Origin of the sequence: Rhodoglobus vestalii, assembly GCF_006788895.1 — a bacterium.
GTDB lineage: Bacteria > Actinomycetota > Actinomycetes > Actinomycetales > Microbacteriaceae > Rhodoglobus > Rhodoglobus vestalii.
The window spans coordinates 967,002-993,545 of record NZ_VFRA01000001.1 but is presented as its reverse complement, the minus strand read 5'-3'; the positions used below and the strand labels follow the sequence as shown (position 1 = coordinate 993,545).

Below are 26,544 nucleotides of genomic sequence, written 5' to 3'. Positions count from 1 at the left end.
CATGCTGATTTTCATGCTCTGCCGAAGGTCGCACGCACAGTCGGCCACAGAAGGGGTACCGAGGGATTACGGCTCAGTCTAAGTGCCGGTGCGGTACCATCGTGATTCCCGCGAGGGGGTAACGGTCATGTAAGATACTGGGCGTTGGTGACGTACTCAAGCGGCCGAAGAGGCACGCTTGGAAAGCGTGTGTTGTGAAAGCAACCGAGGGTTCGAATCCCTCCGTCACCGCGGATGTCCTGTCTCAGGGCATAAGAAGCCTCCTTGCTGAGCTCAGCAAGGAGGCTTCTTTATTCAACCGTAATGACGAGCCCCACGACGTCCCTCAGGTTTCGAGCCGGCAGCGCGATCCGTGGCAGAAATGGGTAGACTACTTTCGGCTCCTCGTGTGGCGCCATCCAGGCCAACTCCCCCAGGACGGAAACGTAGCAAGGGTAACCGGGCTCTGGCGGGTGCGCGAGGGGTCTTTAGTTTTTTGCGGCCCGGCTCACGTTCGGCGCGTAGGCTGAATCTGTGGCAAGAAACATCTACATCACTTCCATCGAGGGTCACGCCGGTAAGTCCACGGTCGCCCTCGGTCTGCTCTATACGCTCAGTCGCGAAGCAAAACGCGTGGGGGTGTTTCGACCGGTCGCACGCACGAGCAATGAACGCGACTATGTGCTCGAGATGCTACTGGCGCATGATGCCGTTGACCTCAGCTATGACAAGGCGGTTGGCGTTGGCTACGACGACGTGCACGCCGACCCAGAAGCAGCTCTCAGCCGCATAATCGAACGATTTAAGGCCGTTGAGGCGCAGTGCGATGTTGTTGTCATTGTGGGATCTGATTACACGGATGTCGGCAGCCCGACCGAACTCTCCTTTAACGCACGAGTCGCAGCAAACTTGGGTGCGCCTGTTCTTCTCGTATTGGGTGGTCAGTCTGGGGCGGGAGTGAACCGCACCCCGGAGGATCTCGTTCAGGTCTACACAATTGCGCATCAGGAGCTGGATGCCGCCCACGCGCACCTGGTCGGTGTGATTGTGAACCGCTCTGATCCCGATCACCTGCCGCAGATTATTGAGGCGGTCAGTGCCACCGCGGGGGCAGACACCCCGGTGTGGGCAATCCCCGAAGATCCTTTCCTGATCGCGCCGAGTCTGGCGTCGCTGCTGGATGCGGTCGACGGCGAGCTCCTCAAGGGTGATAGTGAGCTCTTGTTGCGCGAGGCGCTCGGGGTTGTGGTCGCCGGAATGACGATGGAGAACGTGCTGACCCGTTTGATCGAGGGCTCGGTTGTGGTGGTTGCCGGTGACCGTTCCGATGTGTTGTTGGCGACGCTGATGGCTCATGCTTCGGAGACGTTCCCCTCGCTGGCGGGCATCATCCTCAATGGTGGGTTTGAGCTTGTGCCGCAAATCGAGCGACTCATCGATGGCCTTGATCTCTCGCTGCCGGTGATTCGTACCTCCTTTGGCACCTACGACACGGCACGCATCATTACCCAGACCCGGGGCCGCCTGGCAGCAGATTCGCCGCGCAAGTTCGACACCGCTCTGGCCCTGTTTGAACAGCATGTGGATTCTGAGGTGCTGTTGCAGCGTCTCGACCTGAACCCGCCACTGGTGGTTACTCCGCTGATGTTCGAATACGGCCTGCTGGATCGTGCGCGTCAGCAGCCACAGCACATTGTTCTTCCCGAGGGGGGCGACGACCGGATTCTTCGTGCGTCGAGCACTCTGCTGCGACGCGGTGTTGCCCGGCTGACAATTCTCGGTGACGAGGGCGAAGTGCGGGGGCGCGCGGCGGAGCTCGGTCTCGATATCTCGGGCGCGACCATCCTGAGCCCGTTCAACGAAGAGTTGCGTGAGCGCTTCGCAACAGAGTACGTGCGCTTGCGAGCCCACAAGGGGATGACGATGGAGCACGCGCGAGACACGGTCACCGATGTGTCGTATTTCGGCACGATGATGGTGCACTTGGGGCTGGCCGATGGCATGGTCTCGGGTGCTGCGCACACCACGGCACACACGATTCGTCCGAGCTTCGAGATCATCAAAACCAAACCCGAGGTGTCGATTGTCTCGAGCGTGTTCCTCATGTGTCTGGAGGATCGGGTGCTGGTTTACGGCGATTGCGCTGTTAACCCGGATCCGGATGCGGCCCAGCTGGCCGATATCGCCATCTCCTCGGCGGCAACGGCCGCCCAGTTCGGGATCGAGCAGCGCATAGCGATGCTGTCGTACTCGACAGGATCATCGGGCAGCGGAGCGGATGTCGACAAGGTGCGCGCCGCAACCGCACTGGTTGTCGAACGCCGCCCCGATCTCGCCGTTGATGGACCCATCCAGTATGACGCCGCCGTGGATGCCGCGGTCGGCAAATCTAAAATGCCAGACTCTGAGGTGGCCGGTCGCGCCACCGTGTTCATCTTCCCCGACCTCAACACCGGCAACAACACCTACAAGGCGGTGCAGCGCAGTGCCGGAGCGATTGCGATTGGGCCGGTGCTGCAGGGCTTACGAAAGCCCATCAATGACCTTTCGCGCGGCGCGCTCGTGCAAGACATTGTGAACACGGTAGCGATTACCGCGATTCAAGCTCAGGGTGTTGCCGCTGACTCCGCGGCCGCTGCTTCTCTCGCCGCTAGTACGACTACCGCGGCTGCGGCAGGAGAACAGTCATGACGACCGTCTTTGTGGTGAACTCGGGCTCGTCATCGATTAAGTGGGAACTTCTGGATGCCGAATCCGGTTCGGCCTACAGCGGCGGCATTGTGGAACGCATCGGGGAACCCGGTGGCGGAGCGGCCAACCACGACGAGGGTATGCAGCAGATTCTGGCGGTTCTTGGCGACGAGCATCCGGCCGTTGTTGGCCATCGCGTTGTGCACGGGGGCGCAGAATTCTCCGAGGCCACGGTGATCACTGACGAGGTTGAGGCGCGGTTTGATGAACTTTCGGTGCTTGCCCCGCTGCACAATCCAGAAAACCTGAAGGGCATCCGGGCGGCGCGAGCGGCCTTTGCCGATGTCCCGCACGTTGCCGTGTTCGATACCGCGTTTCACGCCACCCTGGGGCCAGCGGCCTACACCTACGCGCTCGACGCCACCGTTGCTCGTGAGCACGGCATCCGTCGTTACGGGTTTCATGGCACGTCGTACCGTTATGTGGCCAACAAGGCCGCTGAACTGCTGGGGCACGAGCTGGCTGGGCTCAAGCTCATCGTGTTTCATCTCGGCAACGGTGCATCGGTGTGCGCCATCGATGGTGGTCGCAGCATTGATACGTCGATGGGAATGACACCGCTCGAGGGGCTAGTGATGGGCACTCGCTCGGGCGATATCGACCCGGGGGTGCTTTTCCATTTGGGGCGTGCGGGTATGACGCTTCCGCAGCTTGATCAACTGCTCAATAGAGGCAGTGGCCTTCTCGGGATGACCGGGACCGGCGACATGCGCGATGTTCAGGCTGCGGCCGATGGGGGCGATACGACTGCCCAAGAGGCTCTCGCGGTCTACTTCCACCGCCTTCGTCACTATCTCGGAGCCTATTTGGTGGCGCTGGGTGGTGCTGACGCGATTATCTTCACTGCGGGAGTTGGAGAGAACAGTCCCACTACTCGGCGTGAGACGGTCAGCGGCCTTGGGGGTTTCGGGATTGAGTTGGATGTCCATGCTAATTCTCGCAGCAGCAGCCAAGCACGCGTGATCTCACGACACGATTCCGCGGTGAAGATTCTCGTTATCCCCACCAACGAAGAGCTGCAGATCGCGCGCGAAGCAGTGGATGCTGCTGGCCTGTAGCGGCATCGGGGGCATCAGGGGCATCACGGGGTGAGAAACCTGTAACGCCCCCGCGTTTGCTTGGCACACGTTGGGAACGTCAGCGGGCACGACTACGCTAGGGGCGTGGTTGCTGCCCTATATCGCCGATACCGGCCCGAGACATTTGCTGAACTCATCGGCCAATCTCAAGTGACGGATCCTCTGCGCACGGCACTGCGCACCGACCGCGTCAATCATGCCTATCTCTTCAGTGGGCCTCGGGGCTGTGGCAAGACGACATCCGCGCGAATTCTTGCTCGCTGTCTCAACTGCGCTGAGGGTCCTACCGACACCCCCTGTGGAGTGTGCCCGTCGTGTGTGGAGCTGGCCCGCGATGGCGGCGGATCGCTCGATGTTGTCGAGATTGACGCCGCGAGCCACAACGGTGTTGATGATGCCCGCGATCTGCGAGAGCGCGCCGTCTTTGCGCCGGCCAGGGATCGCTTCAAGATTTTTATTCTCGACGAAGCGCACATGGTTACCCCGCAGGGCTTCAACGCGATGCTCAAAATTGTAGAAGAGCCGCCGGAGCACGTGAAGTTCATCTTTGCCACCACGGAACCCGACAAGGTGATTGGCACGATTCGTTCGCGCACTCACCACTACCCGTTCCGGTTGGTTCCTGGCGCCCAGATGCTCGACTACGTTCAGCAGCTGAGCGAGAGCGAAAAGGTGGAAGTGGAGCCCGGGGTGCTTCCTCTGGTTGTTCGCGCCGGTGGGGGTTCGGTTCGCGACACCCTCTCACTGCTCGACCAGCTGATCGCTGGCTCCGACACCGCCGTCGTCGGTTACGAGCGCGCGGTTGCGCTGCTCGGATACACCCATGCTGAGCTGCTGGATGAAGTGATTGACGCCCTCGGTTCTGGTGATGCGGCCGCCGCATTTTCGTCGGTTGACCGGGTCATTCAGACCGGCCAAGATCCGCGACGTTTCGTTGAAGACCTTCTCGAGCGCATGCGCGACCTCATCGTTGTGGCCGCCACCGCCGACCACGCGGCATCCGTTCTTCGCGGTATTCCGCAAGATCAGCTAGAGCGCATGGGGCAGCAAGCGCACACGCTCGGTGCGGCTGAGCTCTCGCGAGCTGCCGATGTGATCAACGCTGCTCTGTCAGAGATGACGGGTGCAACGTCTCCCCGGCTGCACCTCGAACTGATGATCGCGCGCATCTTGGTACCGGCGAGCGACAACACCCAGCGCGGTGCGCTTGCTCGGGTTGAGAGGCTCGAGCGGCGGATCGGCATTGAGCGTGACGCGTCAGTTCAGGCGGAGTCGCCAGCAGCGCCGGCACCGGCGCGCGTCGCGCCGACCGCAACGGTATCTGCCGGGTTGGCGTCCGCTAGCTCGGCACCCCGCGAGGAGGAGGCCGCTCCGAGTGCTCCAGCGGCACCCGCAGCCGCCTCCCCGGTGCTCTCCACTCCCGCCGCAGCCACCCGCACGACTCCAGTCTCGATCCAGCAGGTCAAAGACTCCTGGCCCGAGATTCTGGAGGTTGTGCAAAAACTCAAGCGCACAGCGTGGATGGTGGTCTTCACCGCCAAGCCGCTTGAGTTGCGAGACGACAAAATCTTGGTGCTCTCCTTTCCCAGCGAACGCGATGTGGATGCGCTCAAACAGCGAAGCGCCCCCGGCGAAGGCGTTGGCGACTACCTGAAGAAAGCATTCGTGCACGTGCTCGGCTTCGAGCCAGCACTGATAGCGCGGGTAGAGGGTAGCGCTGCGGTGCCACCGGCTGCAGCGGCAAGTGCCCCTGCGGCAGCAATGTCGGTACCCGTACCCGTACCCGTACCCACCGCCGTCGAGGGCCCGGAACCCGAAGAACCGGCCCCGGCCGAAGACCGCGATCCCGGGGGATGGGCCGTGGCCGCGATTCCGGAGTCTGAGCCAGAACCCAACACGGATCCGTCGATGGCGCGCAGCGGTCCCACCGCATCACGGTCCGCGAAGCAGCCCTCGCCACCTCAACCTCAGCGTGACGCGGCATCCACAACGTCGGCACCCACACCACCGGAGGATTCAGCACGACCAGCTTTGTCGTCTGCCGCTACCCAAATTGACCGGTCCCGCTATGGGGAGTCGGTCGTGCGCGAACTGTTGAATGCCACTTTTATCGAAGAGCAGCAGGTCGCCCCGCGCGTGACGCCCCAGCCGAGAGACGAGTAACCCGTGTACGACGGAATTGTTCAAGAACTGATCGACGAACTCGGTCGTCTTCCCGGCATCGGCCCCAAGTCTGCTCAGCGCATCGCCTTCCACATTTTGCAGACCGAAAGTTTCGACGTCCGTCGACTCGCAGAACTGCTCAACGACATCCGAGATAAAGTGCATTTCTGCGCCATCTGCGGCAATGTGACGGAGCACGAAACCTGCTCCATTTGCCGTAACCCGCGCCGATCGCCGGCCACCATCTGTGTTGTCGAAGAAGCCAAAGATGTTGTCGCCATCGAGCGCACTCGCGAATTTTCGGGGCTGTATCATGTACTTGGTGGGGCTATCAGCCCCATCGATGGAATCGGCCCCGACCAGTTGCGCATCAAGCAATTATTGGGCCGGTTGGCTGACGGTGTCGTCACAGAAGTCATCATCGCGACCGACCCCAACCTCGAAGGTGAAGCCACCGCTACCTACCTCACGCGGCTTCTGGTTCAACCCAACCTTCGAATTTCGCGCCTCGCATCCGGCCTCCCGGTTGGTGGAGATTTGGAATACGCCGACGAAGTGACGCTCGGCAGGGCCTTCGAGGGCCGCCGAACTGTCGATCACTAGCACTGGCCGTAACCCAATTAGCGGGCAGTGTCTGCACCGTTAGACTCGCACTCTGGGCACGTGGTGCCCGCTAGATCTTGCTTCAGGAGAACAATGAGCCTCATCGTTCAGAAGTTCGGTGGCTCATCCGTTGCCGACGCTGAGAGTATTAAGCGTGTCGCAAAGCGCATCGTCGAGAGCCGCAAAGCCGGAAACGACGTCATCGTGGTGGTCTCAGCGATGGGGGACACCACCGATGAACTATTCGATCTCGCCTCACAGGTTGTACCGGTGCCCTCCGGCCGTGAGCTCGACATGTTGCTCACGGCGGGCGAACGAATTTCGATGGCGCTCCTAGCGATGTCGATCAAAAGTTTGGGTGTCGATGCCCGCAGTTACACCGGCAGTCAGGCCGGAATGGTTACGGATGCCCAACACGGTGCAGCGCGCATCGTTGAGGTCTCCCCACGCCGGGTAAAGGAAGCTCTCGATGATGGCGCCGTCGCCATTGTTGCCGGGTTCCAAGGCTTCAATCGCGGCACCGGCGACATCACCACCCTTGGTCGTGGAGGTTCAGATACGACCGCGGTGGCTCTTGCCGCGGCTCTCGGCGCTGAAACCTGCGAGATTTATACCGACGTCGATGGTGTTTTCACCGCAGACCCACGGTTGGTGAAATTTGCGCGCAAAGTCAACATCGTGACGTGCGAAGAAATGTTGGAGCTTGCGGCAGCGGGGGCAAAAGTTCTTGATGTGCGTGCCGTTGAGTATGCGCGTCGACACGGCGTAACGATTCATGTGCGTTCATCGTTCAACAACAATACGGGCACGTTAGTAGTCAATCCGAAGGATGGAGAGAGCGTGGAAGAAGCAATCATCACAGGTGTCGCCTCCGATCTGAGCGAAGCAAAGATTACGGTCGTGGGGGTTCCCGACGTTCCCGGCAAGGCCGCCCAGATCTTCACGATTGTGGCCTCAGCCAACGCCAACATCGACATGATCGTTCAGAACGTTTCTCTGGCATCGACGGGCCGCACCGACATCTCATTCACCCTGAAAAAGTCGGATGCCGAAGACGTGCTGCGTGCACTGACCTTCCAACAAGAAGAGGTCGGCTTCGAGTCGCTTCAGCACGATGACCAGATCGGAAAGCTCTCGGTGGTGGGTGGCGGAATGCGCACCAACGCCGGAGTCTCCGCCCGACTATTCACCGCTCTGTTCGAGGCGGGAATTAACATGGAAATGATTTCGACGAGTGAGATTCGCATCTCGGTGGTCACTCGTGCCGATACGGTGGCAGAAGCGGTGCGGGTTGTTCACACGGCGTTTGGGCTTGATGGTGACGAGGATGCGGTTGTCCATGGAGGAACTGGCCGCTAGCCAGTCGCAGGTCACACAGTTCACGGTTCGCGGCGATGGCTGTGAACACAGAGGTAGGTAGAGGGTCACATGGGTAACGCAGGCATCCGTATCGGTGTTGTTGGTGCAACAGGTCAGGTGGGTGCTGTTGTGCGCCGGCTGTTGGAGGAGCGCGATTTTGCGTTAGCAGAGATTCGTTTCTTTGCGTCGTCGCGCAGTGCTGGCACGACTCTGGGGTTTAGGGGCAGCGAGATCACTGTTGAAGACGCGTCGATCGCAGACCCCACGGGCCTTGACGTTGCGATATTCTCCGCGGGAGCGACAACGTCGAAAGCGCAGGCACCGCGGTTCGCTGCTGCCGGAGTCACGGTCATCGACAACTCGTCGGGCTGGCGCATGGACCCAGAGGTTCCGCTGGTCGTCAGCGAAGTCAACCCTCACGCGATCGACCACGCGGTCAAGGGCATCATCGCAAACCCCAACTGCACCACGATGGCTGCGATGCCCGTCTTGAAAGTTTTGGATGCCGAAGCTGGCCTTGAGCGATTGATCGTCAGCACCTACCAGGCGGTCTCAGGCGCAGGCCTTGCCGGTGGCGAGGAGCTTCTGGAGCAGGCGGTCGCTGCGATCGCGCAGAATACGATCGGACTCGTTGAGGATGGCGCGGCGGTCACGATGCCCGCACCGAACAAGTTTCCGAAGAACATCGCGTTCAATGTGGTTCCGCTCGCCGGCAGCATTGTTGACGACGGCCTCTATGAGACCGACGAAGAGAAGAAGCTGCGCAACGAGAGCCGCAAGATTCTTGAACTGCCCACCCTGCTTGTCAGCGGCACGTGTGTTCGGGTCCCCGTGTTCACCGGCCACTCGCTGTCGATCAATGCCGAGTTTTCGAGACCGCTGAGCCCGGAGCGGGCGAGGGAACTGCTCGCTGATGCTCCCGGTGTGAGTCTCAGCGACATCCCGACGCCGCTCGATGCGGCGGGCACTGACCCGAGCTTTGTTGGTCGGATCCGCGCCGACGAGGGTGTGCCCGACGGTCGCGGTCTGGCGCTGTTCATCAGCAACGACAACCTGCGCAAGGGCGCGGCGCTCAACGCGGTGCAGATTGCAGAAATTGTCGCGGCAAAGATTTCAGCGAAAGTTTCGGCGTAGCGGGAGCACCCTCCCGCCGAAGTCGCTCACACTCCCGATATGACATTCACCCGGCTGCCTTGCAGAATCTTCGCTGCCACGATGCTCGTCTTGGCGCTTGGGCTGTCAGCGTGCACGAGTGCTGTCGTGAAAGATGAGCCGGTTATCGTTGCGGCCGCAGAGCACGATGGTTATCGCGTCGCTTTTTATGGTGACTCGTATACCTACGGAACCGGGGCGACTTCTGAGCAACGGCGATGGTCGACGGTTCTCAGTGAGCAGTACGGCTGGAGCGAGTTCAATCCGAGCGTCAGCGGTTTGGGTTTTATGAGAAATCGCGAACTTTTTGGCGAAGGCGACGTACCCGGTCTCATCATTGGTGACAATCCGGATGCTGTCATCGTGACGATAGGGCTCAACGATAATTTCACCTACAAAGCCTACGCAGATGAACTCCCCGGCCAGATAATGAGTGATTTCGAGCGCCTATCGATGGAACTCCCGAACACCCGGCTCATTGTCGTCGAGCCGTTTTGGTATAAGACCGAACGTCCAGCCTCCGTCGATGTGATCATCTCCTGGGTGCGCGATGCCGCGCGAGAGGTGGGTGCCGACTACATTCCCGATGCCTCGTATTGGGTGGCCGGCCATCCGGAATGGATGGCCAGCGACAACCTCCATCCCAATGATGCGGGTCATGCGGAGATTGCGGCACAGATGGATCGGGCGCTTCGCACTTTGGGTCGCTAGGGGCGGCTAAAGTAGAGTTGTGAAGAAAACCGTCGACGTCGCGCTTATCGGCGGCGGAATCATGAGTGCCACCCTGGGAACACTGCTCAAGAAGTTGCAGCCTGACTGGGATATCCAAATTTTTGAGCGCTTGGGTGACCTCGCCGAAGAAAGCTCGAACCCGTGGAACAACGCTGGCACCGGACATTCCGCGCTGTGCGAGCTCAATTACACCCCGCAAAACAGCGATGGCTCGATCGAAATTTCGAGTGCGGTCACGGTCAATGAGCAGTTTCAGGTGTCGCGCCAGTTCTGGTCGTACTTGGTGGGCGAGGGTGACCTGCCCGAACCCAGTTCGTTCATCAACGCCACGCCGCACATGAGCTTCGTGTGGGGCGAGACAAACGTCGAATACTTGCGCAAACGTTTTGAGGCACTCAAAGATCATCCCCTCTTTGCCGGGATGGAGTACAGCGAAGATCCTGCCGTCATCCACTCGTGGGTACCGCTGATGATGCCCGGTCGTCGCAAGTCTGAGCCTGTCGCGGCCACCCACATTCCGTCGGGCACCGATGTCGATTTTGGTGCCCTGTCCAACTTTATGGTTGACAACTTGGTTGAGTCAGGCGCTCAGCTCAATACGGAAATTCGGGTTACCGGTCTTCGGCGTCAGCGTGATGGGCTGTGGAAGCTTTCGATGCGTCACGACGTTGGCGAGACCCCCGTCGAACCTATCTCCGCGCGCTTCGTTTTTGTGGGTGCTGGCGGCTACGCACTCAACCTGCTGCAAAAGTCCGGGATTAGAGAGATTCGCGGTTTTGGCGGTTTTCCGGTCAGTGGCGAGTTTTTGCGCACCGACAACCCTGAGGTTGTTGCGGCTCACAGCGCCAAGGTCTACGGAAAGGCAGCGGTGGGCTCGCCGCCGATGTCTGTTCCTCACCTCGACCTGCGCGTAGTTGATGGCCAGGGCAGTCTCATGTTTGGTCCGTACGCGGGATTCAGCCCCAAGTTCTTGAAGACCGGATCAGTCCTCGATCTGTTCGCTTCCATTCGCTGGCACAACCTGTTGCCGATGGTTGCCGCGGGGCTCAGCAATCTTTCACTGGTGAAGTATCTTCTCGGCCAGCTGATTGCGAGTCGGGAGACGAAGTTCGCGGAGCTGAGGAACTTTATCCCCAACGCGAAGCCTGAGGACTGGTACAGCATCACTGCCGGTCAGCGGGTGCAGGTCATGAAAAAGGATCCAAAAAAGGTGGGAGTGCTGCAGTTTGGTACCGAGGTGGTGTCCTCTGCCGATGGCAGCATCGCCGGGTTGCTCGGGGCATCACCGGGTGCATCTACTGCGGTTCCGATCATGCTTGGTCTGGTGGAGAAGTGCTTTCCCGAGCGCATGGATGAGTGGCGTCCCGAGATCGAAAAGATGATTCCGACCTTTGGGCGGCAGCTTTCTGATTCGCCGGAGCTCGCTCACGATACTCTTGCGCGCACGGCGAAGGCGTTGAACATCCACGCGTAGGGGAGTGCACACAGGTCTCGACCTGGCTCGCCGGGCGCACTGTACCCCGAAAATGGGGTACATGGCATAGGCCGAAGACTGGCATACTGTACCTCAGAGGGCTCGACAGCGGGGGGAGCGTTATGTCTATTGGCTTACCTGCCCACCTGCGTGAGGAAAGCGTGAGTCGAGCCTTTGCCCGAACGGCAATCACCATCGCCATCGTGATTGTGGCAATCGCAATTGCCGGAGTACTGAGCATCTACGCCGGTGACACAACGCTCGCGCTGTGGCCTGCAGTTCTGGCGCTCACTCCGTTGCTCATAACCGTGTGGTTTGTCCGCCGCTATCGAACACTCTTTTTCTCCGTTGCCCATATCGTGATCGGTGGCGCGGCGATCTACTGGTTCGCGTTGACGCTGATGTCGCAGCTCGCGCCATTAGGTAACGCGGGACAGTATTTACTCACCCTGCCCAAAATTGCGCTCATGGTTGCCGGTGCAGCAGCGCTCACTGCGGTGACCGCGATTGTCTTGTGCACTATCGGCCTCATTGTTGCTGAGGCAGCGGTCGCGCTCGCCGCCTGGCAACTGCTGGGGACAACAATGATCGATCCGAACGTCCTTGTGAGCTATCTTTGTGTCGTTGCGCTGCTGCTCGCCCTGCGTCGGAGTCAGCGCGGTGTGCGGCTGGTGCAATCCAGTCTGCATCGGGCCGCACGGGATGACGAGCTAGCTACCCTACGTTACGAGATCGAAGCGACTTCAGCTGCCGTAATGCACGACACCGTTCTTGGGCACCTTGCGGCGATCGCTAATGCGCCCTTCGGTGCGATCAGCCCAGACCTCCAGCGTCAAATATCCCGAGACCTAGAAGTGCTCGTCGGCGAAGAGTGGCTGCTGCAATCAGCCTCCGAGGGTCACGGCAGCGGAGGGAGCGCGTGGCAGAGCAGCGAAGTGCTAATGGCCGTTGCTGAAGCACGGGAGTTGGGGCTTGAGGTCCAACTGACCGGAGACCTGACCGCGCTGTCACTGCTCGATGCACGTGGTGGGGCTGCTCTTGGTCCGGCAGTTAAACAGTGTCTCGTGAATGTACTCAAACACTCCGGCACCATGGAGGCCGAAGTGGCCATCTTTGCGTCGCCAGCTGAAGTGAGCGTGCTCGTCGTCGATGCCGGCAAGGGCTTTGAGGAGGCGGAGACCGGGGAGGACCGTCTTGGGCTAAGGCAGTCGGTGCGACGCCGAATCGAGCTCATTTCGGGCACCGTTCAGGTGTGGTCGACACCGGGACTCGGAACCTCCGTCATGATCCGCGTGCCGACAGCGTCACGGAAGCCTTCTGCGCCGGAGAGGGGCACTCAATGACCCCCCACACCGCGCAGACCCAACGCGCAGAGTTGACTCGGTCAAATTCGACTCCCCTTGCGATGCAACAGCTTGATCCGCTCGGAACGCTTGACGGGCGCCCCATCAGCGTGGTGACAGGCATCGGAATTCTCGCGCTAGCGTCGGTCACGTCGTGGCTTCATTGGGATACCATTACTCACCCCACTCTTGCGGTTTTAGCGCTTCTTGCTGTGGCCTCCGTTTCGCTGGTGTTGATAGTCGGCACGAGCTCGTCACGAGCACCGTTCACCGCGTTGACCCACGTGGCCGCGATCGGCTTATCGCTCATCGCGTTCGCTCTCAGTTCGGCATCATTTGATAGCTCGTACGGCCTCATGACCGCTGCTTGGGGCCCCGTGGTCGTCGGTGCGACCTGCATGGCGCTGACCCCGTATCGGCCGGTACGTGAGCTCGTGACCGCCGGCGCGCTGGCCTCCATCGCCTCCGGATTCATTGGCTTGATGCGATCGACAGATTCGGCCACTCCAGCAAATCCGATGGTAGCCGCACTATTCGCGCTCACCCCGGTACTCGCATTTTCGCTCGGGGGAGCAGCGTTCGCCCGCTCACTCGTGCTGAGCCACCAACGTTGGGAGTCGGTGGCGAAACACGGTGCACGTCGCCAACTCGAACGTGAACATGCGAGTGTCGCGCGCTCCGTGCAGCAGGATCGCGTGACCATTCTTAACCGGGATGTTGTGCCACTGTTCACCGAACTAGCGAAACGGGGAATCGTTTCCCCCGATGATAAGGAGAGGGCGGCAGCGTACTCATCCACGCTGCGTCAGCTCATCGTCATCGAAGCGAATCGCAGTTGGCTTGAGTTGGTCGTGGCCAGCGCCTTCGGTGCCCTTGACGATGGCACCAGAGTGCGAGACCCGCACCGGCTAGCGCAAGCCATGACAGCGCAGCAGCGTACGGCACTTCGAACAGCTGTGGAGGCCGTGGCGAACGGCAATCAGATCGTGCCGAGCAGCGTGCGGCTTGTCATTGATAAGACGAACGCGGGCGCTGTAATCATTGTGCGAGCCACTCTTTCGTCGCCGGAGTCATCGTGGCGCTCGACACTCGCGCCCTACCTGGCAGTACTGCGGGTGGTCTTCACCACCCTTCAGGTTTCCCATCGCTCATCATCCCTCACCGTTAGGTTCACCTTTGACACCCCCTGAATTACCCGGCAGCGCACAACTCAGCAATCGTGCCCCGATCCGACTCGCGATCCTCGATGACCACGAAGTGCTGCTCGATAGCCTCAACAGTTGGATCACCAATAACGCACCAGATTTTGATGTGGTGCTCACGGCAAGCACCTGGCTTCAACTGGTTCACAGCGACCGATTTCCCACCGAGTTACTGTTCTTAGACTTTCAGCTCAAGGAGCCGGTATCGATTGAGGCCCGCGTACGCACGTGCCGTGCGGCCGGAGCAAAAGTGATCGTGCTCTCGAGCCTCGACACCAGAGAAGCGCGGGAGCGAGCGCTTGCAGCGGGGGCAGCCACCTTCCTCTCGAAGTCTCTGCCGATGCAGGAGGTGATGGATGCCGCACGTCAGGTAATGGGCGTCGAAGCAGAGGATGGGGTGCAGCTTGATTGGCGCCCGCTTCCCTCAGGCTCGGCCGATCGCACTAAACCAAAACTCAGTGCCGGTGAGGCGGATGCGCTCACGCTGTACGCCTCTGGACTATCCACACCGCAGGTCGCCGAGCGCATGAATGTGCAATATGAGACAGCGAAGACGTATCTTCGTAGAGTGCGGGAAAAATATGCGAAGGCCAATCGGCCGGCGAGTAAAAAGGTTGACCTGATTCGTCGGGCTGCTGAGGACGGATACCTACGCTAATGAGCAAACTGTATTTTCGCTATGGAGCTATGAACAGCGGCAAAAGCACAGCACTGCTGCAGGCAGCGTTCAACTATGAGGAACGCGACCAGCAGGTGTTGTTGGCGAAGCCGCACATTGACACCAAGGGCGATAATTCCATCATTTCTCGACTCGGGGTGACTCGCCAGGTGGATTTCACGATTGCACCGACCGACGACGTTTACGAGGTTTTTGCCCGTGAGCGTGCTCGTGTTTTTGAGAAGACTGGCCTTCCGGTCAGCTGCCTTCTCGTCGATGAGGCCCAGTTCTTTAGCGAAGCGCAGGTGGATGACCTACTGCGCATCGCCATCGTTGAGGGTGTTCCGGTGCTGGCCTACGGCATCCGCACTGACTTTCAGACTGTCGCATTTCCCGGGAGCAGGCGCCTTCTCGAGATCGCGCATTCACTTGAGGAACTGAAGACGATTTGTCGTTGTGGCCGCAAAGCGGTCTTTAACGCTCGCACGGTGGATAACGAATTCGTTTTTGACGGAGACCAGGTTGCGATTGATGGTGCGGATGTCGGCTATCAGTCGCTCTGCGGAGCCTGCTATCTAGAAGAGAGCGGTGGTGTTCTCAACAGTGGGTGGCGGCCGAAGATCGAGTTCAGCTACGGCAGCGCCCCTGATGCGGATTTCGCGTAGGCGCGACGACTGAACGCACTCCCGGAGGAAGGCGTTCAGTCGACCCTGCACTCGGGAAGAGCCTGATCATTTGCAGAGCCGATAATTTGTCGGGGTAGCGGGATTTGAACCCACGACCTCTTCGTCCCGAACGAAGCGCGCTACCAAGCTGCGCCACACCCCGATCGTTGATCACCTTCGTGTTCAACAGATCAAGAATAGCCGATATCTCCGGCAGTGAGAGTCACCAGCACCGCTTCAGGTTTACACGCAAAGCGAACGGGGGCATAAATGGAGGTTCCGAGGCCTGCGCTGACGTTGAGGAATGCTGCGCGCCGCAGGTGGTGCCAGACACTGAGCCCCTGTGCTTGCTCGCGAGGGATATCACAATTGGTCACCAGCGCCGGCATACCGGGGATCCGAACCTGCCCTCCATGAGTGTGTCCCGCAAAGATTGCGTCCGCACCGTTGGTTACTAGGGCGTCAAGCACGCGGCGGTACGGGGCGTGGGTGACACCGATCGATACTGTTTCTGGCCCGTAGCGGTCATCCGCCCAACCGACGTTTTCGCGCATTTCTTCAACGTTGGCGGGTAGTCGATCGAGCCGGTCCCATCCGCGGTGCGCATCGGCGGTACCGAACAGTTCTAGCCGTGAACCGCGCAGTTCGATGGCGCGGGCGTGGTTGTTGAGCGAAAGCCACCCGAGTCGGTCTTCAAAGTAAGTGTTGAGGGCATCCGTATCGAGGTGCGCGACGGGGCTATGTCTCGATGTGGGGGCGGTGAAATAGGTGAGAGGGTTCTTGAACTGCGGGCCGTAGTAGTCGTTTGATCCGTGAACAAAAACGCCGGGGGTGCCCTCAAACGGTTCGAAGGCGCGGGTGATGCCGAGGATGCCATCCGCATGGCCCAGATTATCGCCGGTGTTGATAATCAGGTCGGGTTCATAAACCGCGAGACCGCGCACCCAATCCTGCTTGCGTGTCTGCCAGGGCGCCATGTGCAGATCAGAGATATGCAGAACGGTGATGTCGCGCGCACTCGGATCAAGAATCGGCAGCGTTTCGTGTCGAACGGTAAAACGGTTGCGTTCAACCACTGAACCCCAAGTGAATGCGGCGACCCCGGCTGCAGCTACCGCACCGAGTGCGGTAGCTGCAGGGGAGATGCGCTGGGTCACGGGCAGGGCGCAACCTGTGCCACCACGAGGGTGATCGCTGAGCCCGTTGTGATGACCGCGCCCGGCGCAGGGTTAGACGAAGTGACCTTGTCGACCCGCGGATCAGCAGGCAAGACCACCACACAGCCCTGGCTCACATTCGCGAATCCAGCACCGTTTACTATTCCTTGGGCGGTCGCGAAGTCGTTGGTTTCGCCATCACCTACCGCATCCGGTAGGGGCTTCATATTGCCCTTGCTTGTGAAGACCGTGACGGTTGCCCCGGCAGCAGATTGTGTTCCGGCAGCGGGGTCAGTGCGCACAACCTGGCCCGCGGGTAGTTCGGAGTCGACTGCGCCTCCATCGGCGAAGTTGAAGCCGAGACTCACAAGCACTGATTTTGCCTGCTCAAGGGTCTGCAATCGCACATCGGGTACCTCAGTGCCGGATCCTGTGAGGAGTCGAGAATCTGGTTCGCCAAAGGCGGATCCGGGATACTTAGTATTCAAAGCAGCATTAGTTGCTTTCGCGATGTAGTGACGCAGACGGTAGCCCTGCACCCCCTCATACGAAACGCGGCTCATGTCTTGATCACCGATGCTATTTCCTACCCAGGTGGCAGTGCCGTAGCGAGTGGTTCCCGTTGCCATCCACGTCTGGTTGGCGCCGTCAGTGGTTCCTGTCTTCGCAAACATGGGGATCCCGTCTTCGGGGTCTGCAAACCGGGCGTTTCCACGGTTCAGAACCTCTGTCAACACGAAAGCGGTGGTCGCAGCAACTTCGGGCGAAATCGCCTGACGGCAGTTCTTTTCTTGACCGTTTAGCTCTTTGTTTCGAGCATCAATTACCCTGTCGACAATGATGGGTTCGCACCACACTCCACCGGCGCCGATTGCGGCGTAGGCAGAGGCGAGGCTCAGGGGGGTGACCGTGTTGGTGCCGATGACAGACGAGGGGAAGCTTTCGAGGTCTTTGCCATCAGCGCGCTCCACACCCATGCTGGCGGCAACATTGCGGATGTTGCACTGGTCGAGCTGGCTGGCCATGGAAAAGAATACGCCGTTGATTGACTCGGCAGTTCCTTCGGCCACGCTGTAGATACCGCGCTCACCACCGTTGTTCTTGAATTTGACAGTCCCGCCGTATGGCCCGTTGCAGGTGTCTAAAAACTGAGACCCCTGCATAGTTCTGGCGGTGCCTTCGACCCGCTCATAGATCCCTTTGCCCTGATTGAGCCACTCGATGAGCGTGAAGGCCTTGTAGGCCGATCCAGGCTGGAAGCCAGTAGAACCGCCGTACTCGAAGCTCGTGTTGTAGTTCACGGCAGAAGCGTCGACGCCCCCGCCGTCAGCGGTATCGTTGAATTTCTTATTCTCTGCCATCACCAGCACACGGCCGGTGCCACCTTCGACTGTTGAGGTCGCGCTGCCGAGGGCGTAAGACGTCTCGCTGGGTGGCGCATACGCCCAGGTGGCCTGCTGGGACGGAATCTGCGCGTCGAGGTCGAGGGTTGTGTAGACCTTGTAGCCGCCCTGCTTCCAGTTGGCGGCGCGCTCCTCAGGGGTATCGCCCAGGAATGCGAAATCTTTCACGCTCTTGACGACGTAGTCGCAGAACCACTTCGCGTTCTCGTAGCCAGCCGTGCACCCATTCTTGGGCGGCGAGGGAACCACGGTTTCTTCGTCAACGGGGATCGCGACGGCGTTGTCGTACTCTTCCTGCGTGATCGAGCCGACATCGAGCATGGCAACGAGAATTACATTGCGACGCTCCTGATTGGCTTCAAAATTGTCGGGGTTCGCCAGGTTTCGCAAGCTGGGCTCTTGCACGATTGCAATCAGGCTGGCCGACTGCTCGAGAGTGAGGTTTTTGGCGCTAACACTGTAATAGCGCTGGGCTGCTGCCTGAATGCCGTAGGTCGCGTTACCGAAGTTTGCAATGTTGAGGTAGGCGGTAAGGATTTCTTTCTTCGTATACCGCTTTTCGAGACCTATCGCGAGCTTCATCTCGTTGAGCTTGCGGTCAAATGTTTTGCGGGCCGCCTCTTCGTAAGCCGCCTTACGCTCATCTTCTGTTGGCAGCGCTTCGGCCTCAGAGATGTAGAGGTTCTTTACCAGCTGCATGGTGAGGGTGGAGGCCCCACTCTCGATGCCGGAGCTCACGACGTTGTCGACGGCTGCGCGCACAAGGGAGGTGAGGTCAACGCCGCCATGATCCACGAAACGTCGATCTTCACCGTCGATCGTGGCATCCAGCGCGTATTCAGAGATCTCGTCGTAGCCGACCTCTTGGCGGTTTTGATCGTAGATCGTAGCGATTGGGTAGTAGCCGTCAACGTTGCCTTTGCCAGTGAACTGCGCGTAGAGCGTGTTGCGTTCCGGCTGCTGACCGATTTCGAGGTAGTCGGGGAGTCCATCGAAAATTCCGATGGTGCTCGAAGCGGTGACGCCGGTGACAGCGAGCGCGGGGGCGACCATGGCGGTGATGAGCACTCCTGAGAGGGCGCTGAAGCCGATGAGTCCGGCAAGAGCCGAGACCACACCGCGACGCGGATTTTTTTGGGCAGACATATGATTAACAGTAAGGGATCATTGATAACGCCATGCTGAACGGGAGCCGATAATATGCCCACCTGGGAGTACATCACTACACCACTGATCGTGCACAATTCCACCGCAATCCTCAACAATTGGGGTTCTGAAGGTTGGGAGCTTGTGCAGATCGGTACCGGCCCTGAAGGGGGCCCGGTCGCTTATTTCAAACGCATCAAGGAAGAGAACAAGTAATGTCACAGCTTGATGATCGCCTGGCAGAGCTGGGCCTCACCGTTCCGGATTCGTCTAAGCCGCTTGCCGCCTACGTGCCCGCAATGGTCACCGGAAACCTCGTGTATACCTCGGGACAGTTGCCTCTCGTTGAGGGCAAACTGCCTGCGACCGGCAAGGTTGGTGCCGAAGTGGATGCCGAGGCCGCGCACCAGTATGCCAAGACGTGCGTGCTGAACGGTCTTGCTGCCGCGAGAGGGGCGATTGGGTCACTCGACCGCATCACGCGTGTTGTCAAAGTGGTTGGCTTTGTGGCTTCCGACCCAAGCTTCACTGGCCAGCCCGGTGTGATCAATGGAGCTTCTGAGCTTTTGGGCGAGATTTTTGGTGAGCTGGGTGCGCACGCACGCAGCGCTGTTGGCGTTGCTGTTTTGCCGCTCGACGCGCCGGTTGAGATCGAGTTTGTTTTCGAGTTCGCGTGATCGAAGTGTGGTGTGCCGGTCAGGCAGGGGAGGATGCGCCGCTGCGAGAGTGTGACCTCGGCCAGTGGTCGCCAAGGTACGAGGGTGTCATTCTGAGGGCGCGTCGACTCGTGCAAGATAGCCGCGAAGTCAAGGAGGGGGACATTTTTGTTGCGCTTGGCACAACGGCATCCCCGGCTTTGCCGTACATCGAACCCGCTCTGAAGCGGGGTGCGGTTGCGGTGCTCGTGGATGCGGCGGCGTCCGAGGGCGTCGACCTAGATGAACGGGTGTATGCGATTGAGAAGCTGCGCGACGTGATCGGATCGATCGCGGATGCCTTTGTGGGGCATCCATCCGCAGCGATGTCGATGGTGGGCATCACGGGCACCAACGGCAAGACCACGACGGCACACTTGTTGACGCAGGCGTGGCAGCGGCTCGGTATGCCATCGGCGACGATCGGAACTCTCGGTGCCGGGATTACCGCCGAGCGCCGGATCAACATGGGGATGACGACCCCACAGGTGACGACCGTGCATCAGTTTCTCGATGACTTCCACCGTGCCGGGGTTGAGAACGTCGCCGTGGAGGTCAGCTCTCATGCGCTAGAGCAGCGCCGGGTCGAGGGTGTTGTGTTCGACATTGTGGCGTTCACTAACTTCACTCGCGATCACCTCGACTACCACGGGTCGATGGAAGAATATGCGGCGCAGAAGGCGAAGATCTTCACACTTCCCGGGGTGAAAACTGCCATCCTCAACCTAGATGATGCCGCTGGCGAGAATCACTTCCACAGCACCCTACCCGCCGGAGTGCGCGGCATCGGCATGACGGCCGCCGGTCATCCTGAAGCGCTTGTGCGTGCCGAAAACGTGACGCTCACAACCGAAGGGCTCGAGTTTGATCTCGCAATCGACGGCGAAAATCACCACGTCGCGAGCGGACTAATCGGGCGGTTCAACGTGGACAATCTCCTCACGTGCGCGGCAGTGCTGTGGGCTCAGGGCATCGCGCCGCGAGCGATCGCCGAGGTATTGGCTCCTCTGAAACCGGTGCTGGGGCGCATGACCCGCATCCGCGAGAACGACCAGTTGCCGCTGGTGGTGGTGGATGCCGGACACACCCCCGATGCCGTGCGCCACGCCGTCACGGCCCTGCGCGAGTCGGGCCACACCCGCGTGGTGACAGTCTTTGGTGCCACGGGTGATCGCGACCCGGGCAAGCGTCCTGAGATGGCGCGCATTGTTGAAGAGGCCTCCGACCTGATCGTGGTCACCGATGACGACGTGCACAACGAAGACGGCGACCAGATCGTGGCGCACATCCGTGCCGGTTTCGAGCATCCGGAACGGGTCGTGGAGATTCGTGACCGCGCGACCGCCATCGCCTACGCGATTGATGCTGCGAACCCGGATGACGTGGTGCTGTTGCAGGGCAAAGGCCACGAACCGTACCAAATCATCGGCAATGAGCGTGTGCCGTTCAGTGACATTGACACTGCTATTCGCCTGCTCAAGGAGCGCGCGAACTAGCAGCGTTACTTCAGTTTGTCGGAGATGATCTGCATCACGGTGGTGTCGGCCAGGGTGGTGGTGTCACCGATTTCGCGACCCTCCGCAACATCCTGCAGCAGGCGGCGCATGATTTTGCCCGAACGGGTTTTCGGCAGCTCGGAGACGATGAAGATGTCACGCGGGCGTGCAATGGCACCGATCTCTTTCACCACATGCTGACGAAGCAGTGCGCTTGCCTCGGCGGCAGTCTGCGCACTCTCCTGATTGGACTTGATGATCACGAAGGCGACCACGGCCTGACCGGTAGCTTCGTCAGCGGCGCCGACCACTGCTGCTTCGGCGACGATGTGGTTAGAGACGAGAGCGGATTCGATTTCGGTGGTCGAGAGGCGGTGACCGGAGACGTTCATCACGTCATCGACGCGGCCAAGCAACCAAATGTCGCCATCTTCATCCACGTGGGCACCGTCACCCGCAAAGTATTTGGGGCTGTCTAGCTGGGGGAACTTCGACCAGTACGTTTCTTTGAAACGTTCGGGATCACCCCAGATGCCGCGCAGCATGGCCGGCCAGGGCTCGGAAACTACGAGAAGTCCACCGTTAGGGGGATCAACGCGAGTGCCGTCTTCTCCCAAAATGTCGATCTTGATGCCGGGGATAGTGACCTGTGCGGCACCGGGCTTCAGCGTGGTGAGACCGGGAAGCCCCGACACCATAATCGCGCCCGTTTCGGTTTGCCACCACGTATCAACGATGGGAGCGGTGCCGGCGCCAATCACATTCCGATACCAAATCCACGCTTCAGGGTTGATCGGTTCGCCTACCGATCCCAGCACACGAATTGAACGGAGGTCGTACTGCTCAGGGATCTGTCGCCCGGCCTTCATGAAGGAGCGGATGGCGGTGGGCGCCGTATAGAAAATACTCACCCCATACTTTTGGATGATCTCCCACCAGCGCCCCTGGTTGGGGGTGTCCGGGGTTCCCTCGTAGAGCACCTGGGTGGCACCGTTTGCGAGAGGGCCGTAGGTGACGTAGCTGTGGCCGGTGATCCAACCAACATCGGCGGTGCACCAGTAGACATCGGTTTCTGGTTTCAGATCGAACACGTTCTTGTGCGTAAACGCGGCCTGGGTGAGGTAGCCACCACTGGTGTGGAGGATGCCCTTGGGCTTGCCCGTCGTGCCCGAGGTGTAGAGCACAAAGAGCGGGTTCTCGGCGGGGAAACCCTGTGCCTCATGCTCGGGATCTGCTGCCTCCACCTGATCGTGCCACCACAGATCGCGACCCTCGGTCCACTGAACATCGTTGTCGCCGCGCTTGACGACCAACACATTTTTGACGGTAGATTCCCCGGTAGCGAGGGCGGCATCCACTGCCGCTTTGAGGGGGAAAACTTTGCCTTTTCGCCAGCCCCCATCGGCGGTGACCACGAGTGTGGCGCTGGCGTCATCGATACGGCTGCGAAGGCTCTCGGCGCTGTAGCCGCCGAAGACCACAGAGTGTGCGGCGCCGAGCCGCACGGTGGCGAGCATTGCAATGATGGCTTCGGGGATCAGCGGCATGTAGATGGCAACGACGTCACCTTGGCCGACGCCGAGGGCGGCCATTGCGTTGGCGGCGCGCTTGACCTCTGCAGTGAGTTCGGCGTAGGTGATTCTGCGGTTGTCACCGGGCTCACCCTCCCAGTGGATGGCGACACGGTCGCCATTGCCGGCGAGAACGTGGCGGTCGAGGCAGTTGTAGGCAACGTTGAGCTCGCCATCGGCAAACCACTTGGCGAACGGCGGGGTAGACCAATCCAAGGTCTCGGTGAACGGCTTATGCCAGTGCACGTACTCGCGTGCCTTGTCAGCCCAGAACTCAAGCCTGTCTTCTTTTGCCGCTTTATAGAGGTCGGCGCTGGCTCCGGTTTGCGCGGAAAACTCCGCTGTTGGGGCGAAACGGCGCGTTTCGTGCAGAAGACTGTCGATTGAATTGCTGGGCATTTGATCCTCTTTGATCGTGCGATTGTGGTTCTTGATCACGTGCTGTCTGAAAGTATCCCACCGATTCTAGAACCTCCATTGCAGGCGTGAACCGTTGCGCTACACTAAGAAACGCTGAATGCAAGTTCGGCGCGCGGCAATCTCGATTCCCCCCAATCGATTGCCGCCGAGGCGGCGTCTATTCCCCCAATGGGCGCCGCCCCTTCCTGGTCAATTCGGTGTTCGCGTGCGGGAACAGCTCGCACCCGCGGCGCACATCTGCTGGCCCACATCTGCTGGCGCACATCTCCTCCACCGGCGGGCTGCGACCACTTCGGTGCCCAACTGTCCCTGTGTTGTTCCTCGCCTTGCCTGAGCAACCTAATGTTGCGGCGTGACTCAGACTTCTCACGACTCCGATACTGTCCCTTTTGTTGCGCGCCGGCGGCTGACGGCCGATACACCGGTCAGTGTGGGTGCGCCGGCGGGTGTGGGTGCGCCGGCGGGTGTGGGTGCGCCGGCGGGTGGATCCCCCCGGGTGCCAGTGGATGCTGCCGCACAGGTAGTTCACGAGTTCGGGCCCCTGGCGCCCTACGTTGGCCGCCCCAACATCACCGACGTTTTCGCGAACGGTGCCCATCAGGTGTGGATTGACCGTGGAGGCGGGCTAGAACTCGTTGGCGATGTGGGCATGACCGAAGCAGATCTGCGCGCACTCGCCGTGCGTCTCATCACCCTCGGGGGTCGTCATATCGATGAAGCGGCGCCCTGCGTTGACGTTCGGCTTGCGGGCGGTGTGCGCGTCCACGCCGTGCTGCCGCCGATCTCATCAACCGGCACTCTGCTGTCGATTCGAGTTCCGAGCCGTCAACCGTTTGGGCTCGCTGAGCTCGACTTCGCGGGCTTCTTCGCTGAGGTGCCTCTTGAGCGAGTGAAAGCGCTCATCGACGACCGGGAAAATGTGCTCATCTCTGGCGCATCGGGGGCCGGAAAGACCACGTTTCTGGGCGCCCTGTTGGGGGCGGCATCCGAATCTGAACGCATTGTGGCCATTGAAGATGTGGCAGAGCTCAGGGTGGAGCACCCACATTTCGTGTCGTTGGAGGCTCGGCAAGCAAACCTTGAGGGCGCGGGTGGCTACGGTGTTTCTGCGCTGGTGCGAGAAGCGCTGCGGATGCGGCCCGATCGGCTTGTGGTCGGGGAGTGCCGCGGTGCCGAGATCCGCGAGCTACTGAGTGCGCTCAACACGGGACACGATGGTGGGGCCGGCACCCTGCACGCGAATTCGTTGAAAGACGTGCCCAGTCGCCTTGAGGCCCTCGGGGCGCTTGCCGGATTGGATGCAACGGCTACGGCGCGGCAGGCCGTGAGCGCAATCGGTGCGGTGCTGCACATCGACCGGGTGGAGGGAAGACGCAGGCTCACCCACATTGGTCGCCTTGTGCTTGACGGCAACGATCGGCTCGCAATTGCGGAGCTCGAATGAGGCGATCACCCTCGCAGCTGCCTGAGGTGGCGGGCGTGACTCAGCGGCTGGCGGTGCTGCTGAACGCGGGGCTCACCCCGTTGTCAGCGTGGCAGCATGTGGCGCGCGGAAGGCCCGCCGAGAGTGTGGCGGCAGCTGTCGCTACGACGGGTGCTGACGATCGTGAAGGGGCGCCGGATCGCATCGTGCGCGCATCCGAAACTTTGACGTCTCTCGATCGCCAAGCGTGGAGCTCGTTGGCGGCAGCCTGGTTCGTTGCGGGAGCCGTCGGTGCGCCCCTTGCTGGGGCATTGCGAACTCACGCAAAGGCACTGCGGATGCTCGTTCATGTGCAGCGCGAAGTGGCCACCGCCCTTGCCGCCCCCGTTGCCACCGCACGCATGGTGTTGGCGCTACCCGCCGTCGGGCTCGTATTCGGAGCGCTGTTGGGGTTTGACACCCTGGGAATTCTGCTGACAACACCGATCGGTTGGGGATGTCTTGGCGTCGGGGGAGCGCTGATTGTTGTGGCCGTGCGCTGGAATCGACGGCTCGTACGCTCTGCGACGCCCACTCGCGCCGCGCCCGGACTGGAGTGCGAACTCATGGCCATTGCTGTTTCGGGCGGAGGGTCGCTTGTGCGCGCACGTGGGGTTGTGGCCGGAGCCCTGGAACGTTTTGGGCTTGCGGGAGACGGGCAGCATCTTGACGAAGTGCTGCAACTCTCGCAAGAAGCAGGAGTGCCCGCCGCTGAACTCTTGCGAGCGGAAGCAGACGAACTGCGCCTGACCGCCGATGCTGATGCCCGGGCGCGTGCCGCAGCGCTGTCGGTGCGGCTCATGCTGCCGCTGGGACTATGCGTGCTTCCGGCGTTTATGGTGCTCGGGGTGCTGCCCCTCATGGTCGCGGTCATCTCATCCACCGTCGCCGGTTTCTAACGGTGTTCCACACATGCGCAGACCGGGAGCCGCGCCCCGATCCTGCTGGGCAGGCTAGAGGTACTCGGCCACAGACTGCGCACCAGCGCACGAAGGAGTACACCATGAACGATCGCTATCTCGCCCAGTTTCCGAACCTTGAACCGGGTCAAATCTCGCGGCGGCTAATGGCAGCGCACCTCGCTCAGCCGGGGCCTCAGACCCGCCGCAGCACGATCGAGGTGCTGCGCACACGTCTCCGATCGGAACGTGGAGCCGCCACCGCGGAGTATGCCATCACTACTCTTGCCGCCGTCGGTTTTGCCGGCTTACTCGTCGTGGTGCTGCGCTCAAGCGAGGTGCGTGGCATGCTCACCGACATTGTGCGCAATGCGCTCTCCATTCCTGCGTAGCGCACCGCGCACCGCTGCCAACGCCGGCGTGAGCGACCGCGACCGTGGCAGCGTCACCGCAGAATTTGCGCTGGCACTGCCCGCCGTAGCCCTCGTGCTCGTGTGCTGTCTCAGCGGAGTGCAACTGGCGGGGTTGCAGGTGCGCCTGCAGGATGCCGCAGCCGCATCGGCTCGCAGCCTCGCTCGAGACGAAAGCCCGGGAAGTGTCGCGGCCACCGCATCCGCCCTTGTCTCCTCCGCACGCCTCAGCTCGCACCATCGCGACGATCTCGTGTGCGCCACCGTGAGCGCCCCCGCTCAAAACGCTTTACTTGGGCTTCTGCCGATAACGCTCAGCGCCAACAGTTGCGCGCTTGCCGGAGGCAAATAGTGGGAATGGTGGGCGAACGGATGCGTGACGACCGCGGTGCAGGCACGATCCTTATGGTCGGCCTGATTGCTACCATCGTGGCGCTCACTGCCCTCGTCGTCCCACTGTATTGGGCGTTGAGCGTTCGCCATGCACTCGCCGGAGCCGCCGATGCTGCCGCGCTCGCCGCCGCCGACACCGCCAGTGGGCTCATCGCCGGCTACCCGTGTGACAACGCGGCACGCCTCGCCACGGCAAATGACGCCTATATAAAGGAGTGCACAGTCGATGGGCGTATTGTCACGGTTACCGCAAGTCGCCGAATCCTCGGCATACTGGTCACAACGAGCGCCACAGCAGGCCCACCCCCAACCGGGGCGGATTAGGTAACTGA

At 60.7% G+C, this 26,544-nt stretch carries 23 protein-coding genes, 2 tRNA genes and 1 other RNA gene; 22 read left to right on the top strand and 4 right to left on the bottom strand.

Features of this window, described 5'->3' with window-relative positions; all coding sequences use genetic code 11:
- Nucleotides 1–146: 146 nt before the first annotated feature.
- From FB472_RS04740 to FB472_RS04675, 14 genes are all read left to right on the top strand, one after another.
- Nucleotides 147–231: transfer RNA gene (locus FB472_RS04740), tRNA-Ser, on the top strand.
- Nucleotides 232–375: 144 nt separating this feature from the next.
- Nucleotides 376–472, top strand: an RNA gene (gene ffs / locus FB472_RS04735) — signal recognition particle sRNA small type.
- A gap of 41 nt (nt 473–513) precedes the next feature.
- Nucleotides 514–2,670: a phosphate acetyltransferase gene (pta, locus tag FB472_RS04730; RefSeq protein WP_141989866.1), complete on the top strand. Its 2,157-nt coding sequence runs from the start codon at nt 514–516 to the stop codon at nt 2,668–2,670.
- Nucleotides 2,667–3,788: an acetate/propionate family kinase gene (locus tag FB472_RS04725; RefSeq protein WP_141989865.1), complete on the top strand. Its 1,122-nt coding sequence runs from the start codon at nt 2,667–2,669 to the stop codon at nt 3,786–3,788. Before pta ends, FB472_RS04725 begins: the two co-directional genes overlap by 4 nt.
- Before the next feature lie 105 nt (nt 3,789–3,893).
- Nucleotides 3,894–5,972, top strand: coding sequence for a DNA polymerase III subunit gamma and tau (locus FB472_RS04720; RefSeq protein WP_141989864.1), 2,079 nt, complete (start codon nt 3,894–3,896; stop codon nt 5,970–5,972).
- 3 nt (nt 5,973–5,975) lie between these two features.
- Complete coding sequence (recR, locus tag FB472_RS04715) at nt 5,976–6,575, top strand: recombination mediator RecR (RefSeq protein WP_021808466.1); 600 nt, start codon at nt 5,976–5,978, stop codon at nt 6,573–6,575.
- Nucleotides 6,576–6,668: 93 nt separating this feature from the next.
- Nucleotides 6,669–7,934, top strand: a complete 1,266-nt coding sequence (locus FB472_RS04710) for an aspartate kinase (protein ID WP_141989863.1) — start codon at nt 6,669–6,671, stop codon at nt 7,932–7,934.
- Between the two features lie 69 nt (nt 7,935–8,003).
- Nucleotides 8,004–9,068, top strand: a complete 1,065-nt coding sequence (locus FB472_RS04705; protein ID WP_141989862.1) for an aspartate-semialdehyde dehydrogenase — start codon at nt 8,004–8,006, stop codon at nt 9,066–9,068.
- 39 nt (nt 9,069–9,107) lie between these two features.
- Nucleotides 9,108–9,797 (top strand): SGNH/GDSL hydrolase family protein, encoded by a 690-nt coding sequence (locus tag FB472_RS04700; RefSeq protein ID WP_141989861.1) that lies wholly within the window; start codon nt 9,108–9,110, stop codon nt 9,795–9,797.
- Between the two features lie 19 nt (nt 9,798–9,816).
- A complete protein-coding gene (locus FB472_RS04695; RefSeq protein ID WP_141989860.1) occupies nt 9,817–11,292 on the top strand; it encodes a malate:quinone oxidoreductase in 1,476 nt (491 codons plus the stop codon).
- Nucleotides 11,293–11,414: 122 nt separating this feature from the next.
- A complete protein-coding gene (locus tag FB472_RS04690; RefSeq protein WP_141989859.1) occupies nt 11,415–12,635 on the top strand; it encodes a sensor histidine kinase in 1,221 nt (406 codons plus the stop codon).
- Complete coding sequence (locus FB472_RS04685; RefSeq protein WP_141989858.1) at nt 12,632–13,825, top strand: hypothetical protein; 1,194 nt, start codon at nt 12,632–12,634, stop codon at nt 13,823–13,825. The genes FB472_RS04690 and FB472_RS04685 overlap by 4 nt, the downstream gene beginning before the upstream one ends.
- The gene (locus FB472_RS04680) at nt 13,812–14,495 is read left to right on the top strand and encodes a response regulator transcription factor (RefSeq protein WP_141989857.1); all 684 of its coding nucleotides are present in this window, start codon (nt 13,812–13,814) and stop codon (nt 14,493–14,495) included. Before FB472_RS04685 ends, FB472_RS04680 begins: the two co-directional genes overlap by 14 nt.
- On the top strand, nt 14,495–15,160 hold the full coding sequence (locus FB472_RS04675; protein ID WP_021808474.1) for a thymidine kinase: 666 nt from the start codon (nt 14,495–14,497) through the stop codon (nt 15,158–15,160). The genes FB472_RS04680 and FB472_RS04675 overlap by 1 nt, the downstream gene beginning before the upstream one ends.
- An 89-nt stretch (nt 15,161–15,249) precedes the next feature.
- Here FB472_RS04675 and FB472_RS04670 read toward each other — a convergent pair.
- The 3 genes from FB472_RS04670 to FB472_RS04660 form a co-directional block, all read right to left on the bottom strand.
- A tRNA-Pro gene (locus FB472_RS04670) sits at nt 15,250–15,323 on the bottom strand.
- A 28-nt stretch (nt 15,324–15,351) separates the two neighbouring features.
- Entirely contained in the window at nt 15,352–16,317 is a 966-nt protein-coding gene (locus tag FB472_RS04665) for a metallophosphoesterase (RefSeq protein ID WP_141989856.1), read from the bottom strand.
- On the bottom strand, nt 16,314–18,866 hold the full coding sequence (locus FB472_RS04660) for a transglycosylase domain-containing protein (RefSeq protein ID WP_141989855.1): 2,553 nt from the start codon (nt 18,864–18,866) through the stop codon (nt 16,314–16,316). Before FB472_RS04660 ends, FB472_RS04665 begins: the two co-directional genes overlap by 4 nt.
- 54 nt (nt 18,867–18,920) lie before the next feature.
- On the opposite strand from FB472_RS04660, the gene sp36 reads away from it, so the two are divergent.
- The 3 genes from sp36 to FB472_RS04650 are packed head-to-tail and all read left to right on the top strand — an operon-like array spanning nt 18,921 to nt 21,057.
- On the top strand, nt 18,921–19,082 hold the full coding sequence (sp36, locus tag FB472_RS13960) for a Sp36 family protein (protein WP_021809467.1): 162 nt from the start codon (nt 18,921–18,923) through the stop codon (nt 19,080–19,082).
- Nucleotides 19,082–19,543, top strand: coding sequence for a RidA family protein (locus FB472_RS04655; protein ID WP_141989854.1), 462 nt, complete (start codon nt 19,082–19,084; stop codon nt 19,541–19,543). The genes sp36 and FB472_RS04655 overlap by 1 nt, the downstream gene beginning before the upstream one ends.
- Nucleotides 19,540–21,057 (top strand): UDP-N-acetylmuramoyl-L-alanyl-D-glutamate--2,6-diaminopimelate ligase, encoded by a 1,518-nt coding sequence (locus FB472_RS04650; RefSeq protein WP_141989853.1) that lies wholly within the window; start codon nt 19,540–19,542, stop codon nt 21,055–21,057. The genes FB472_RS04655 and FB472_RS04650 overlap by 4 nt, the downstream gene beginning before the upstream one ends.
- Nucleotides 21,058–21,062: 5 nt before the next feature.
- On the opposite strand, the gene acs is transcribed toward FB472_RS04650, so the two are convergent.
- Entirely contained in the window at nt 21,063–23,027 is a 1,965-nt protein-coding gene (gene acs, locus FB472_RS04645) for an acetate--CoA ligase (RefSeq protein WP_141989852.1), read from the bottom strand.
- A gap of 373 nt (nt 23,028–23,400) precedes the next feature.
- Between acs and FB472_RS04640 the strand changes: the two genes are divergently transcribed.
- The 5 genes from FB472_RS04640 to FB472_RS04620 all read left to right on the top strand — a co-directional run bounded on the left by FB472_RS04640 (nt 23,401) and on the right by FB472_RS04620 (nt 26,536).
- On the top strand, nt 23,401–24,492 hold the full coding sequence (locus tag FB472_RS04640; RefSeq protein WP_141989851.1) for a TadA family conjugal transfer-associated ATPase: 1,092 nt from the start codon (nt 23,401–23,403) through the stop codon (nt 24,490–24,492).
- Nucleotides 24,493–24,527: 35 nt separating this feature from the next.
- Nucleotides 24,528–25,409: a type II secretion system F family protein gene (locus tag FB472_RS04635; RefSeq protein ID WP_246078082.1), complete on the top strand. Its 882-nt coding sequence runs from the start codon at nt 24,528–24,530 to the stop codon at nt 25,407–25,409.
- A 104-nt stretch (nt 25,410–25,513) separates the two neighbouring features.
- Nucleotides 25,514–25,801: a DUF4244 domain-containing protein gene (locus FB472_RS04630; RefSeq protein WP_141989849.1), complete on the top strand. Its 288-nt coding sequence runs from the start codon at nt 25,514–25,516 to the stop codon at nt 25,799–25,801.
- Nucleotides 25,779–26,171: a TadE family type IV pilus minor pilin gene (locus FB472_RS04625; protein ID WP_246078081.1), complete on the top strand. Its 393-nt coding sequence runs from the start codon at nt 25,779–25,781 to the stop codon at nt 26,169–26,171. Before FB472_RS04630 ends, FB472_RS04625 begins: the two co-directional genes overlap by 23 nt.
- Before the next feature lie 20 nt (nt 26,172–26,191).
- Nucleotides 26,192–26,536 (top strand): Rv3654c family TadE-like protein, encoded by a 345-nt coding sequence (locus FB472_RS04620; protein WP_141991464.1) that lies wholly within the window; start codon nt 26,192–26,194, stop codon nt 26,534–26,536.
- The last annotated feature ends 8 nt before the right edge of the window (nt 26,537–26,544 follow it).